At 44.5% G+C, this 15172-nt stretch carries 9 protein-coding genes; 7 read left to right on the top strand and 2 right to left on the bottom strand.

What is annotated here, in order from left to right; all coding sequences use genetic code 11:
• Window positions 1-159: 159 nt before the first annotated feature.
• Window positions 160-7743: a hypothetical protein gene (locus tag XZ46_RS18100; protein WP_008052306.1), complete on the bottom strand. Its 7584-nt coding sequence runs from the start codon at window positions 7741-7743 to the stop codon at window positions 160-162.
• Window positions 7744-8403: 660 nt separating this feature from the next.
• Window positions 8404-9096 carry a response regulator transcription factor gene (locus XZ46_RS18095; RefSeq protein ID WP_008052304.1) on the bottom strand — a complete coding sequence of 231 codons (693 nt, stop codon included), beginning with the start codon at window positions 9094-9096 and terminating at the stop codon, window positions 8404-8406.
• A gap of 90 nt (window positions 9097-9186) precedes the next feature.
• Between XZ46_RS18095 and XZ46_RS18090 the strand changes: the two genes are divergently transcribed.
• The 7 genes from XZ46_RS18090 to XZ46_RS18065 all read left to right on the top strand — a co-directional run bounded on the left by XZ46_RS18090 (window position 9187) and on the right by XZ46_RS18065 (window position 15019).
• The gene (locus XZ46_RS18090; protein ID WP_006624443.1) at window positions 9187-10206 is read left to right on the top strand and encodes an ABC transporter ATP-binding protein; all 1020 of its coding nucleotides are present in this window, start codon (window positions 9187-9189) and stop codon (window positions 10204-10206) included.
• Window positions 10207-10244: 38 nt separating this feature from the next.
• Window positions 10245-11114, top strand: coding sequence for an ABC transporter permease (locus XZ46_RS18085; RefSeq protein WP_006624444.1), 870 nt, complete (start codon window positions 10245-10247; stop codon window positions 11112-11114).
• Between the two features lie 124 nt (window positions 11115-11238).
• Window positions 11239-11847 (top strand): IS607 family transposase, encoded by a 609-nt coding sequence (locus tag XZ46_RS18080; RefSeq protein ID WP_048895164.1) that lies wholly within the window; start codon window positions 11239-11241, stop codon window positions 11845-11847.
• Window positions 11783-12778 (top strand): helix-turn-helix domain-containing protein, encoded by a 996-nt coding sequence (locus tag XZ46_RS38100; protein WP_369076473.1) that lies wholly within the window; start codon window positions 11783-11785, stop codon window positions 12776-12778. The genes XZ46_RS18080 and XZ46_RS38100 overlap by 65 nt, the downstream gene beginning before the upstream one ends.
• Complete coding sequence (locus tag XZ46_RS38095; RefSeq protein ID WP_008052298.1) at window positions 12690-12920, top strand: zinc ribbon domain-containing protein; 231 nt, start codon at window positions 12690-12692, stop codon at window positions 12918-12920. The genes XZ46_RS38100 and XZ46_RS38095 overlap by 89 nt, the downstream gene beginning before the upstream one ends.
• Window positions 12921-12963: 43 nt before the next feature.
• Window positions 12964-13320, top strand: a complete 357-nt coding sequence (locus tag XZ46_RS18070; RefSeq protein ID WP_008052295.1) for a hypothetical protein — start codon at window positions 12964-12966, stop codon at window positions 13318-13320.
• A gap of 571 nt (window positions 13321-13891) precedes the next feature.
• Window positions 13892-15019 (top strand): calcium-binding protein, encoded by a 1128-nt coding sequence (locus XZ46_RS18065; protein ID WP_008052293.1) that lies wholly within the window; start codon window positions 13892-13894, stop codon window positions 15017-15019.
• Window positions 15020-15172: the final 153 nt, after the last annotated feature.

The following is a 15172-nucleotide window of genomic DNA, read 5'->3' as shown; positions in this document are numbered from 1 at the left end:
GCCGTTACCCACGGCTAATTAGGAGACAATCAACTTTCTAGGTTGCCGCTGATATACCCTCCAAAAAAGAGTGAGATTGAATCATCAACCTCACTCTAATTTAGCTGTTAATTGTCCGAGTCAGTTTCCCTATATCTCAAGGGAAACTTAACTGATATTTTACACAGAGAAGGCATCCCCATCATCGATAATGTCATCGATAATGTCATCGATATCATCAATGTCATCGATGGTACTGATGCCAGAGAAGGCATTAACCTCATTGATGGCTTGGAAGTTATAAACATCCAAGAAGGTCACCTGATTAATAGACCGAACTCCAGCAAACTCAATCAAAGCAGCAGAGTTTTCTTCCAGGTAAATATCCATTGCCATTTGCGGATTAGCTTCTAGGAACTCCTCACTGTAGGGGTCAATTCCCGCTTGCAGACCAGCACCGAACATATACTCTAAGCGCTGAGTAAAGGTAACGTCCTCAAAGGATTCCACACCAAAGAACTCAGCCACCTCTTCTTGCACATCTTCCGACTCGAAATATTGCTCAAAGCTGTAGATATCGGAAGTTTCGTTACCTTGTTCCAGCAGTTGACCGGTCAAAGCATCGAACAGTTCCGAATTATCAATCTCACCATCGCCATCTTGATCAAAATCAGTGAGATTTTCAGCCAAGATATCAGCATATTGAGTCAGCGCCCAATTGAGATCGATGGTCGGTGCCGTGCTGAAATTGCCTTGCAAACTAAACTCAAACACTTGTTGAGAATCAATGCGGAAGACATTTTCAATGCGATAGTTCTGAAGAACTTGTTCGCTGGCTTGTTGGCGGAAGAATTCAATATCAACAAATGGGCTGATATCGATGCCAAGTTCCGAGGCAATTCCCAAGTCAAAACTTTGCAAAATTGACAGATCCAGGTTGAAAATTTCCTCAACCGGGATACCAAAGAAGTCAGCAAAGACTTGGGGATATTGAGTGGCGATCGCATCATAATCAATGGCCACAAAATTAAACCCTTGTTCCAAACCTACCGTATAGGCGTGTTCAAGAATTTGTGCGCGAGTCAGACTCTCAGCACTGATTCCAAAGGTAGACTGCAAGGAAGCAGCATATTTAGTGCGGTAGAACTCGAAGTCAATTTGGGTCGAAAGACCACCATAGACATAATCCAGCACCAAAGAGCTTTCCAGGGAGGCAACTGCGCTAACATCAATGTTATAGGCTCGCGCGATGTCAACGGCGAACTGTTGTCGCAGAAAATCAACTTCCACAAATTCCAGCGGGTTAATTCCCAATTGCCATCCTTGCTGGAAGGCAAAGTTAAACACCTGTTCAGCAGAAAGGGAACTAACATCAATCACACCAACATCATCACCATCAGCGGTAAAAACAGCTTCTGCTGTTCCGCGCAGCTTACTGCTAGCACTGCGACTTCCTTCTGACTCTACACTGGTTAGACGAACTCCAAATTCCTGACCCACAAACTGGTCTAGGCTCAATTCTTCGCCATCTGCAGTAATCACAAACACTGTGGATTGAATATCATCCCGACCAATACCAGGAGTTCCGATTTGCACACCAGCATCAAATTTCAGCGGTGAAATCGAGGTATTTCTTACCCGTTTCACATCACCACTAAAGTTAGAATTGGTGACATCATCCCCAGATACAGACAGGCTATCGAGAAGGCTACTATCTTCGATATTGAAGAACACACCGTTAATATCGGCGATGGGTTCCACACCGTCAACTGTGAATTGAATGCCTCCTTCCACTTCTTCTAATGTCACCGTTACCTGTGCTTCTGCTCCGGTGAAATTCGACAATTCAACCACTACAGAATTAGGAGCCTGACCTTCTGGAATAGCTGGCACGAGGAAGGCTTGATAGAAATCAGCCAAGGCTTCTGCATTAGCTTCGGCATATCCTTGCCAATCAAAGGCTAGTGTTTGCAGGGTTTCAATTCCGGTAATGGTTTGGAACTCACTGCTGTAGAAAATTTCGATGAGTTGCTGATGGCTGAGGGATTCGCCTTCGTTAAGCTCAATACCCAGAGAATCCAACAACTGTGTTTGTACTGCTGCTGTAAACTGGTTGAATTGAGCATTCAGGAAGTTGACGTTAATCAATGAGAAATCGGTGTTAAACCAGTCAAGAATGGTGCTATCTGGCAGTTCCTGGGATGCGATCGCACTCATGAAAGTCTCACGGAGATAGTCAAAGTTGACAAATCCCTGAATGCTGACTTGTCCACTGAACATGAACCCATGAACTTGTTCTAAGGTCAGCTCTGTGACATCATCCACCTCAAACTGTTGGATTAAGGTTTCTGCATTCGCCTCAATGAATGCCTCGTAGTTGATAGCAGATAGCTCTATAGTCTGCTCTGCTTCCATCAGCAAGGCTTTGAATTCTTGGTTGTAGACCAAATTGATGATTTGAGCATCATTAAGCTCTACAATGGCTTCTATGGACTCCTCAAGAGACAGGCTCTCATTAACCTGTTCAATGGTAATGGTTGTCTCGGTCAGAAGTTGCTCAACTTGATAGCGAATAAATCCGACATCAGCAGTTAAGAAGTTCTCCTCGAAGGCTGCCAAAATCTCAGCATCTGTCAAGGGTTCGATTTCACCGCGTAGGACATCCTCAACGGTAATCGGATTTTCTTCTGTGCTGAATAAATCAGCGATCGCTTGAGCTTGAGAGGCTCGCAGATAGCTGTAGTTAACTTCAGACTGTACCAGTTCAATCTCGACATCCTCACCTAGAACCTCTTGGAATTCAACGCTAAACGCCAAAGTCACGATGTCTTCAGTGGTTAACTCATCCACAGATTCATATTCAGTCTCCAAGATGGTATTGACATCTTCTAGGCTGAAAACAGAAGCCTGGAACAGTTCCTCAAGCTGATAGGTGACAAACTCGATATCGATTTCTTCGGTTTGGGTAACGGTCTCGACATCGACCATCAACTGCTCGATGTAAGCCAGAACGTCCTCGGCTGCAAACACTGGACCGTCGTCGGAATCATCATCCTGGTCGTCGTCTTGGGAATCATCATCAGACTCATCAACGATATCCTGGTCGTCGTCTTGGGAATCATCATCAGACTCATCAACGATATCCTGGTCGTCGTCTTGGGAATCATCATCAGACTCATCAACGATATCCTGGTCGTCGTCTTGGGAATCATCATCAGACTCATCAACGATATCCTGGTCGTCGTCTTGGGAATCATCATCAGACTCATCAACGATATCCTGGTCGTCGTCTTGGGAATCATCATCAGACTCATCAACGATATCCTGGTCGTCGCCGAGATCGTCATCATCTTCGCCGCCGACAACAGTTTCCCCAAGAAATTCAGCGATCGCCTCAGCTTGAGTAGAGCTAAAGAATTCGATAATTTCTTCTTGAGTAAATTCTTTCGCCGCGAATTCTTCAGGAGACAAATCGAAGAACTCAGCCAATTCACTAGAGAATCGAGAAACGACAAAACCGATACTCAGTTCTGTTTGAACCAGACTAATCTCTAGGGAGAATTCAGCTTGAAACTCAGCATTGAGACCGAGGCTCAAAATTTGTTGATCTGTGAGGTCATCAAATTCCTCAACAGGTTCATCAAGGATGGAATTAATATCCTCAAGGGAGAACTGTTCATCATCGAGAGACCGTTGCAATTGATATTTAACGTAAGCAATATCAACCTCAACAGATAAACCCTCAACAGTAGTCACCGAGTTAGTGATAAACCACTCTTGAGCCACTTCCAGAGTCACATCATCGGCATCAATTTCCAGTTCGCTGGCAATTTGTTCCGACTGAGCCAGTAGAAACTCATCAAGCCGTTCATTAGGAACCGTGAGGACTTCCTCACCAGTAACAGCGGTGATATCAACTTCCAAAGTATGAGCGATCGCCGATGCAAAGACAGTCCGCACATAGTCAATATTGAGAGTTTCTTGGAAAAGTTGAATTTCCACATCACCGATAATTTCTTGGAAATCAGCATCAAACACCAAGGTAATCAGATGGCGATCGCTCAACTCATCCAAACCCTCAATTTCCGTCCCCAAAATCTCATTTACCTGTTCCAGGGTCAGGGTTTCATCTAGCAGTAACCCTTCCAATTGATTCTGAACATAAGCAGTATCAACATTCAGGAAAGAGAAACTTTCCAACCATGCGTTAACCGCCAGATCGCTGGAAACAATAGCCGCGTTGAAGGTTTCCCGAATATAGTCAATATTAAGCGCACCTTCAATGCTGAATTGTTGAACACCGATATTCAGCGCAAAATCACGGATCTGAGTTACCGAAAGTTCATTGATGGAACTTACCCGGAAAAATTGTGCGATCGCAGTTTCCGCCGCCGAACCATGTTCTTCCAAGTACGCTTCAACATTAAACCAGTGTAGGGAACTGACACTAACCTCCTGTTCATAGAGATACTCTACAATTTGGAGTTTAGTAACTTCGCTGATGCTTTCCACCCCAAAAGTCGCTTCGACATCTCCAGTAAAAGTAAACCGGAAGTAGTCATAATCAACTATCTGAGACAAGCCACCATAAATAAAATCGAGAACCACATTAGTGCTGAGAGTTTCTACGTTTTCCACACCGTAGAATTCTATTAGCAAGCTGCTGTACTCTTCCCGCAGAATTTCCAGTGCTTCCTCATCTACCACTTCAGCCAGGCTCAGACCCTGCTCTAAAGCCTGACCAACCACAAAACGATAAATTTGCTGTTCACTGAGAACCGCTACATTTCTCACTCCATAAAAAGCTCTCAGTTGAGCCGCATATTCAGTCCTGACAACCTCAAGATTAAACGGAGTTAGCGTATTTTCAACATCAAAGCCTTCAGTAAATAGATAGAGGCGAACCTCATCATCAGTCAGAGTTTCCAGCGTCCGACCTAAAGACTGTGCCTGTTGTTCCAGTGCCGCTCGATATTTAATTTTAGCAAACCGGATGTTAATAGCAGGCGCTGCATCCCCAAACACAAATTGAACTACATTTTCCTCCGTAAAATCTTCGCCAAAAGTAGCCGTCAGAGCCTCCGAGAAAATAGTCTGGTAATAGTTGACATTAACCACATTAACCAGCTCATTAACCCGTCCCGAAACTCGGCTTTGATTGATGACGAACGAGTTAACTTGACTATCGCTCAGAAACCTGACATCCGAAACTCCGAAAAATGCTTGCAGTTCAGTCCCAAATAATCGGCGAATTTCAGCCAAGTTAATAGGAGTAGGGTTAACACCCAAATTTGCTCCCGCACCCAACGTGAAAGAAATCACCTGTTCCGAACTTAAAGAATTAACCTGTTCTACCTCAATTTCGTAGAACTCAGCCAGTTGTTCAGCATATTGAGTCACCACATAGTTAACATCAACCTTAACATTAGCTTGAATGCTGTTGATTACCTGCTGCTCAGACAGTTGTGTAGCGCTCTCAACATTGAAAAATTCCTGAACTTCTTGCGATTGGCTTTGTTGCACGAAATCCAGATGTACAAACACAGAAGGATTAACGTTTTCTGGTAAGCCTTCCCGTTGAATAAATGCCAGCACTTCCTGCTGAGTAGCACCTTCTCCCAGAGCTGCAGTGATTCGTTCACCATAGATAGATTGCAGATAGCTAAAACCTAATTGAGCCGAGGTATTTAACCCTTCTTGCAAACCAATGGTATTTACAAAGGTAAATACTTGAGAGTTGGTGATTTCGGCAATTTCAACACCAAAAAATGCTTCTAAACGCTGGCGATGAACTGCTCGGAAGTAGTTGAGACTTACTAAGGTAGAAGGAGTGACTCGTTCTAAACCCTCGTCGGAACTGATAAACCGCACAATCTGAGCATTAGTCAGGTTAGCAATTTCTGTCCCAAAGTGGGATTCAATAGCTGTCACCGACTGCTGATTTGACAGTATGAAATTCAAATCAATCAGAACTGACGGACTCTGACCCTGTTCCAGACCAACTTCAACAATGTAACTGAACAGTTGAGCATTAGTAATATTCTCAATGGAAGTCCTAAAGAAGGCTTCTATTTGGCTGCTGTAGGTGGCTTGAAAGTGAGCAAAGTTTATATTCGGACTGGGGGAAAATCCACGCTCTAAGCCTTCCCCTTCTATGAAGTTGACAATTTGCAGGTAACTTAGCTCTTCAACAGAGCTTACGCTGTAAAATTCGGTTAATTGCTGACCAAAAGTCCTTACATAAAACTGGATATCGACAAAAGGAGATGGGTTAATCCCGGCTTCTAAAGCATTCTCATCTAGCCAATCTAAGAGTTCCCGAGTGGAAATCGTGGTAACATCTTGAACCCCGAAAGCTATTCGTAACTCAGCTTCATAGGTGGTCAGAATGTAATCTACATCCAGAACAACGTCTAATGGTAATTCGGGTTCTTCCGGTTCGGGTTCGGGTTCGGGTTCGGGTTCGGGTTCGGGTTCCGGTTCGGGTTCGGGTTCCGGTTCGGGTTCCGGTTCGGGTTCCGGTTCGGGTTCGGGTTCCGGTTCGGGTTCGGGTTCCGGTTCGGGTTCGGGTTCCGGTTGCTCTGCTATAGGAGGTATTACCGGTAATGGGGGTATCTGTGGAATCTCGGGTGCTGTAGCATCGACATCATCATCGACATCATCATCGATATCATCATCGACATCATCATCGATATCATCATCGATATCATCATCGATATCATCATCGATATCATCATCGATATCATCATCGATATCATCATCGACATCATCATCGATATCGTCATCGATATCATCTTCACTCTCAAGAATTAAAGCGAGATTACTTTCTATTTGAGCAAACAGTTCCGAGATATTGATTTCAGTTAAACTGCTGAGGCTGAGAGTTCTTAAAACCTGGGAAACCGAGAAGGAAAGACTAAACTCGCGCCGTTCAGAAATACCGAATCTTACCCAGTGGTCGATCGCATTAATTTCCCCACTTTCAACAAAGGGAACTAAATCGGGGTTGAGTTGCAGGTATTCGCTCACATCAAAGATATTGCTAAACTGCCGATTTTCAGACCGACCCCTGGTGATAAAATGACTAAAGGCACTAATTTGTATACCTAGGTTAGCTGATTCTTGCAGTAACTGACTAACGTCTGGGTTAAGTTGTAGGTAGGTATTGGCATCAAATACTCGGCTAAAACGGCGATTTTCAAATTGTCCAAAACCCAAAAAGTGAGCAAACTTACTAACTAAAGTTTCCTGGGTAATAGCAGCCAAGTCTGGATTCGCTTCTGCATAAAAACTGGCGCTAAAAAAGTCGCTAAATTCTCGAGCTTCATTCAGACCAAAATCTAAGAAGTGACTGAAGGCTTCTTCACGATTGATGACTAGGGAAAGGTCAGTGTTTTTCTCTAGGTATCGAGTCACACTGAAGAAAGCACTAAATTCGCGACCTTCAAATTTGCCAAATTCGCGAAAATGCTCCCGTGCATTAAACTGAAAACCCGCTGATTCTAATTCTAATTTAAACTGTGCGAGATCAGGGTTTTGAGCTAGATATACTTCCTCATCAAACAGTTGTTCAATAATAAAGTCCCGAAGATTTACTACTTCACTCAGGGGATTTACCGGGGTGGCTGTGGTAGTAACTTCTACCGCCGGGTCATCTACACTTTCTGTAGGCAATAAAAACGGAGTTTCTGCCTCTAAATCGTCGAAAATATCATCTATTTCCTCATCTTCTAGGAAGACTGTTGTCAAAAGTTCTTCGTCCATGCTAGAAAAATCCTCAATTGGAATAATTAACAATCAATGGTTTAGTTCAAATTTAACCCCTCTGTGATCTGGTAAATCACTTAGAGTTATCATCTGAGGCTCACAACAGCCTATAATGCTGTAACGGCATAATCGGGGATAATAACGTCCTCAATGTACCACTAAGCAGTCAGATGGGTTGTAGTCCAACTTCTGAGCAATGGGAACAGATGGCCTCCTGTTAATATACAGATAGTTCCAGAACGACAAGTTGACATGGTGTAATATACCATTAGATCAGTTTTATGTGATCTTGAGCTGGGGTGGGTCGCCAAGGAACTTGGCTGATCAGCAATCCGAGGGTTTCCGGTTTGTACCCCTCATTATAAGGGTATTGTTTAAGATATCCATGAAGTCTTGGTGAGAAAATTATTAATCTACAAAAGTGCGATCGCTTTACCATAGCACAACTCGCACAAAACCCGAAAAAAGGATTTTATGCGTAGGCAATTAGGGGCTAATTTGAGCTTGGACACACCCTTTAATTATCAAACTAAATTGGAAGTGGGATGAATTTTAGGTTAACCCCTAAACAATCTGAATCGAGCCAAACAATTATAAACAAGATGATCGCTCCGGATCAATTGTTCCCCAAAAAATGGCAGATCATATCACCCACTGTCAAATTTGACTGGAGGAAGCGGGGGAAGTAGATAACCGATAACCCATCCCTCTCACTGTTTCAATGCGATCGCTTCCCAATTTTTTCCGCAGATACCCCACATAAACATCAACGATATTAGAGCCAGGGTCATAATCATAACCCCAAACTTGATCAAGTAACTGTTCTCGACTAAGTACCTGTTCCGGGTGACGCAGAAACGTCTCCAATAGGAGAAACTCTTTAGCGGAAAGTTGGAGAGTGCGATCGGCCACCTGTACCTCACGAGTGTACAAATTCAAGCAGATATTAGCGGTGGAGAGAGTTTTATCATCATCAGCATTTTTAGAGGGTTGGTTGCGGAGTCTAGCGCGGACTCTAGCCAGCAATTCAGCGAAGCGAAAGGGTTTAGTCACATAATCATCAGCCCCCGCCTCCAGACCCGCCACCTTGTCGCTGAGGTCATCCCTAGCGGTGAGGATGATAATGGGTAAAGTTTCCCCCTGACCGCGCAATTCTTTTAAAATCTGGAAACCGTCGCGGTCAGGAAGTCCCAGGTCTAGGATCAGCAAATCAAAATTCTGGCCACACGCCTGCTCTAAAACATCTTGTCCACTATTAGCGATCGCAGTAGTAAAACCACTAGCCCGCAGTCCCTTTTCCAAAAAAGCAGCTATCCGGGGTTCATCTTCAGCAATTAAAATCCGGCTCATGGTACAAGGCCTTTAGTTAACTAACTAATACGGGCGACTGTTAAAATGTTGAGTAATGTAAATATGGGCAGCACCTAGCTTAATTGTGACATGACTCCTGCCGTTCTTATCCAAAATCTCCAAAAACGTTACGGCTCAGTAGAAGCCGTGAAAGACATTTCCTTAGAAATTCAGCCAGGGGAAATTTTTGGCTTGCTTGGTCCTAATGGCGCTGGTAAGACCACCACCCTGCGATCGCTGTGTACCTTAATCACTCCCGACGCTGGAAAATTAGCCGTTTCGGGAATTTCAGTTCTCGAGGAGCCGAAATTAGTGAGACAGCGCCTTGGCTATGTAGCCCAGGAAGTAGCCATTGATAAAGTTCTCACAGGTCGGGAACTGTTGCAACTACAAGCCTCCTTGTACCATATCCCCCGTCCTCGCATCAAAGATCGCATTGAAACTGTGTCCAATTTGCTAGGCTTGGGGGAATGGATTGATCAAAAAACCGGGACTTATTCTGGGGGTATTCGTAAGCGTTTAGATCTCGCTTCTGGACTTCTGCATCAACCTGATGTTTTGGTCCTTGATGAACCGACTGTCGGGTTAGATATTGAAAGTCGGGTGGTAGTGTGGGATTTCCTGCGACAATTGCGAGAACAAGGAATCACAGTGTTGATTACCAGCCATTATTTAGAGGAAATAGATGCTTTAGCCGATCGCGTCTCCATCATTGATAAAGGGGTAGTAATTGCCACCGGAACCCCCTCCGAATTGAAAGACAGAGTAGGAGGCGATCGCATTACCCTGAGAATTAGGGAGTTTTCCCCCTTATCAGAAGCCCAAGCCGCCAAAGCCCTATTAGAGCCGCTTCCCTGTGTCCAAGAGGTAATCATCAATCAGGCTCAGGGAAACTCTCTTAACCTCGTAGTTGCATCCCAAAATGATGCCCTATTTACCATTCAACAAGCCCTTAAAGATGCTGGCTTACCCACCTTTGGGATAGCACAATCTCGCCCTAGTTTAGATGATGTCTATTTAGCGGCGACAGGTCAAACCCTAATGGATGCAGAAATAGCCGCCGTCGCCACTCGCGACCCCAAAGCGGAGAAAAAACGCAATATGCGTTAACTTGTCGAAAATAACCTGTTAATGGAGACTTGCAAACCATGAGTAGTACCAGCATTAATCAGTTATCAACTGCTGAAATTAGACCAGAAAAAACCAATGATATCGCCGATTTTGTGCAGGAAACAGCGGCTTTAACCCGTCGTTTATTTATTCAATTAAAGCGACGACCATCAACCCTAATAGCCGGAGTAATTCAGCCATTAATGTGGTTGATTCTGTTCGGTGCATTATTCCAAAATGCCCCCCAGGGCTTATTTGGAGAAACTGATAATTATGGTCAGTTTTTGGGGGCGGGAGTGATTGTCTTTACCGCTTTTGCGGGGGCTTTAAATGCCGGATTACCGGTAATGTTTGACCGAGAATTTGGGTTCCTTAATCGGCTCCTAGTAGCGCCTTTGGCTTCCCGGTTTTCCATTGTTTTAGCCTCGGCGATTTATATTGTCACCCTCAGCTTTATTCAAACGGCGGCGATTGTCACTGTCGCCGCATTTATCGGGGCGGGATTGCCAGGAATTGCCGGATTAGCAGTAATTGCCCTGGTGGTGTTATTGTTGGTTTTGGGGGTAACGGGTTTAAGTTTAGGTCTGGCTTTTGCCCTCCCTGGTCACATTGAACTAATTGCGGTGATTTTTGTGACTAATTTACCGCTATTATTTGCTAGTACCGCCTTAGCGCCTCTGTCATTTATGCCTCGGTGGTTACAGGTGGTGGCTACCCTGAATCCATTAAGTTATGCGATCGAGCCAATTCGCTATCTTTATACCCATGAGAGTTGGTCTTTCGGTAGCGTGGTCATGGCGGCTCCTTTTGGTAATATAACTTTTGGGGTGGCTTTGGTGGTATTGTTGGCGTTTGCGATCGCCTCCTTATTAATCATTCAACCCCTCTTACGCCGTCGGTTTGCTTAATAGTCTGACCAATGCTTAAATTGCCATACCTCTTCTGTACAGGAGAGGTATGATTTAATCTCAAATTAGGTTAATATTTTAGGGCAATATGGTATAAGAAGCGAGAAGGGTTGAGGATAAACCTATTGCCAGATATGTGAAACCCAAGGAAGCGGCCCAAATCCTTGGAGTCCATGAAAGAACACTCCGCAGATGGGACAAAAATGGCTCAATCGAGACCATCAGAACCCCCGCTGGGCAACGACGATACAACGTTGAGTCATATTCTGATTCCATATCAGGCAGTGACAAACGCAAAGTCGTTATCTATGCCAGAGTTAGTAGCCGCGCCCAGCAGTCAGACCTCAACCGACAGGTGGCCGCACTGTCCAACCTCTACCCCGAAGCAGAAGTCGTCTCAGAAATCGGAGGCGGGCTCAACTTCAAGGGAAAGAAAATGCTGGCCTTACTGGGACAAATCTTGTCAGGAGATGTCCGCATGGTTGTCATTGCCCATAAAGACCGACTGGCAAGGTTTGGATTTGACTTGTTTCGATGGCTCTGCGAACAAAACAGGTGTGAACTCGTGGTTCTCAACGAGACAAGTCTCAGTCCAGAACCAGAAATGGTTGAGGACATCCTCGCCATCCTCCACTGCTTCAGTTCCCGATTATACGGACTGCGTAAATATAAAACTCAGGTCAAAGAAGATCCGGATTTACCCCAGCCCCGAGCTAAATCAAGTCTGGCGTAAATGGCTGGCTGCTTGTCGGTATTGCTACAACCAAGCAATTGCATTATCCCGGAGTGGTAAACGACTAAGCAAGTTAAAGTTACGCAATAAAGTGATGCAGAGTGACTTACCCGAATGGGTCAAAGAAACACCCTGCCATATTCGGCAGAATGCTATCTTTGATGCCTATCAGGCTTTGACCGCCAGTCCTGATGCCAGGTTTAGAAGTTGTCGTGACAGCTCTCAAGGGATTAAGTTCAATAATACTAATTTCTCTTCAGGGAGTTGGTATCCAAGACTCACGAAAGGATTAACTTTCATGGTTTCCGAAGCTATCCCTAAAACTTGCGGGCAAGGGACTCAGTTGGTGTTTACCAAAGGTCGATGGTTGGCGATTTTCCCTGAACCAGTTGCCGTTACCCCAACTGAAGCGAATGGCGTAATTGCATTAGACCCGGGTGTGCGAACTTTCATAACTGGGTTTGATGGTTCAAAATTTCTGGAATTTGGTTCTGGAGATATTGGACGCATCACTCGATTGTGCCAACATCTGGATGATTTGATGAGTCGGATTGCCTCATGTCCTAGCAAAAAACGGCGACGGCGCATGAGGCGGGCTGCTCAACGGATGAGAATCAAAATCCGCAATCTAGTTGATGAGGCCCATAAACAAATTGCCCATTATCTGACTCGTAACTATAGCCTGATTTTCCTGCCCACCTTCGAGACTTCCGATATGGTTGCCAAGGCGAAGCGGAAAATTAGGTCTAAGACTGCCCGAGCAATGCTAACATGGGCGCATTATCGATTCAAATTAACCCTGAGACATAAGCGCGGAAATAACTGGAACCACAGTTGTAGATGTGACGGAAGAATACACCAGCAAAACCTGTACTCACTGTGGTCATGTGCATTCCCAGCTAGGTGGCTCAAAAGTGTTCCGATGTCCTGAGTGTGGGTTCACTCTACCCAGGGACTGGAACGGTGCTTTTGGAATCTTTCTAAAAGCTTTGCGGGATACCGCCTCTGTTACCTTAACGGGTAATAGTGCTATCGTCGCATTGTCCGGCCATAGCCGGATAAATGTCGCGTAAATGTATCAGGTATGATTACAGTAGTTGTTGGAATCTGATAGTCATGATGAAATTAACACCTTTGAAATTTACCCTAGGTTTGAGTATTTCTGCGATCGCTACTTTCGGCTTCGGGTCTGCGGTTCAGGCAGCACCTGAATTAATCGCCCAAGCCACCATTAATCCCCTGCAAGATTTTGATAGTCGTAATAGCACTACCGACTCCTCCAATACCCTTAATCAGCGGACATTGTTTGATATTCTCCACAGTGTCCAGCAAGGTCGGTTTGATATGAATGGGGAATTCATCCAAAATCAACAAAATCAAAATATCCAAGATGCGGCGGCGGAATTTCGCCAAAGACAACGCCATGCGATCGAACTTCAACCCAGCCTAGAACCCACGGCAGAAGTTGAGTAAAACCTATTGGGGAGGGGTTGTAGAGAATTAATCGCCCTATTTAATGATTAATTTGACCACAGCCTCACCCGATTATATTATACATTAATAAATTATCTGTGATTCATCCATTTTACAAAAACTTCTCATTCTGGCTAAATCCTTTACAGTAGCTTGATGATATCTAGCATTTTTGGGGAGCCTCAAACCACAACTTCCCCTGGAAAAGGGCTTACCATGGGGAACTATGATTTTTCCGCCAAGTGTAACAGTCAAAAATAGACCTGGTATTGATATATACATAATAATTCAACCGAACTGTCAGGATTATCGGTCAAAGAGCCTGAATCAGATGTCATCGCCATATTATTGACAATAGCTAATGTAGCTGTTAGACTTGTTTTGTGATATGACAATCCGGAAAATATGTTTTGCCCCTCTAGTTTGCATGAGTGGAAATGGCTGATTCTGGTTTCTATTATGAACACTTGCACCGCAACATAATAGGGTGATTGAGCAATCTAGTGGTTGCTTATGTGATTGATTTTTAATTTTTTGACCATAACCGTGTATCTACCAGGAATGAATTACCATGACCGCCGAATTAATACCTAACCCCACACAGCCCGAAAGTAGCAGGCCCAACCCGAATGCGATCGATGGTGGCTTAATCATCGAAGGGTTTATGAACCAGGAGAACCGCCTCATAGGTACCGGAGGTAGTGATTTGATCGCTGGTGGGGACCTGAATGATGTGATATATGGGGGGGACGGGGGCAATAATACCCTATCTGGAGGTGCGGGAGATGACATCATTTACGGAGGTAAGGGAGATGACCTCGTTTATGGTGGTCAGGGAAATGACATCATCTACGGCGGGGAAGGTAAGAATACAATCTCCGCTGGAGAAGGGAATAACACCCTATTGGGAGGTGCGGGAGATGACCTCGTTTATGGTGGTAAGGATGATGACATCATTTATGGGGGTAAGGGCAGTGACACAGTCTATGCTGGAGAAGGCAATAATCTGCTGTTTAGTAACCTGGGAGATGACCTCGTGTATGGTGGTCAGGGAAATGACATCATCTATGGAGGTCAGGGAGATGACATCATCCACGACGGGGAAGGCAATAATACCCTGTCGGGAGATAAGGGTAATGACCTAATTTATGGTGGCACTGGTAACGATACTATTTACGGTGTCGAAGGTAATAACACCGTGTTTGGTGGACCGGGAAATAACCTGATTTTTGGTGGTAAGGGTGATGATGTTATCCATAGCGGTAAAGGGGATAACACCGTTTATAGTGGTCAGGGGAACGATCGCATTTTTGCCGAGAAAGGTAATGACCTTCTGACCGGGGGTAAAGGATCTGATACCTTTAGCTTAGTTTCTGGTAACCCCGATAAGTCCTTCAGCATTCAAGAATTGTTTGGACTCGACACCATCACAGATTTTACTGTGGGTGAAGATCGCATCCAATTAGATGCGGATATTTTTGATGCCTTGGGAGGGGCGGGAAACCTCGCTGATAGTCAGTTTACCACAATTGCCAACTTTGATCCGACTAATCCCACTAATACCGGAGGGGCTAACCTAGTTTATAATTCCACCAGTGGCGTTTTGTACTACATTGACGGCACTGGACAAGCCATTCCGATTCTGAATTTAGGAGAAGGGTTAGATGACCTCGACTCCGACAGCTTCGATTTAATCTAGTAGCTGGCTGGGTGCTAGGTGGAGATATTTTTCTTAACTGAAATTACCATATTTTTAGCAATGTATTAAGATTTATGAAATTTTGCTGGATAATAGTGGGGGTAGTTTAGGCTACATACGTGGCTGTTAATTTAACTAATTATTAATTGTGAA

Source organism: Limnospira indica PCC 8005 (assembly GCF_000973065.1).
Taxonomy (GTDB): Bacteria; Cyanobacteriota; Cyanobacteriia; order Cyanobacteriales; family Microcoleaceae; genus Limnospira; species Limnospira fusiformis.
Note: the sequence above shows the minus strand (reverse complement) of the source record. Positions and strands in the feature narration are given on the sequence as shown.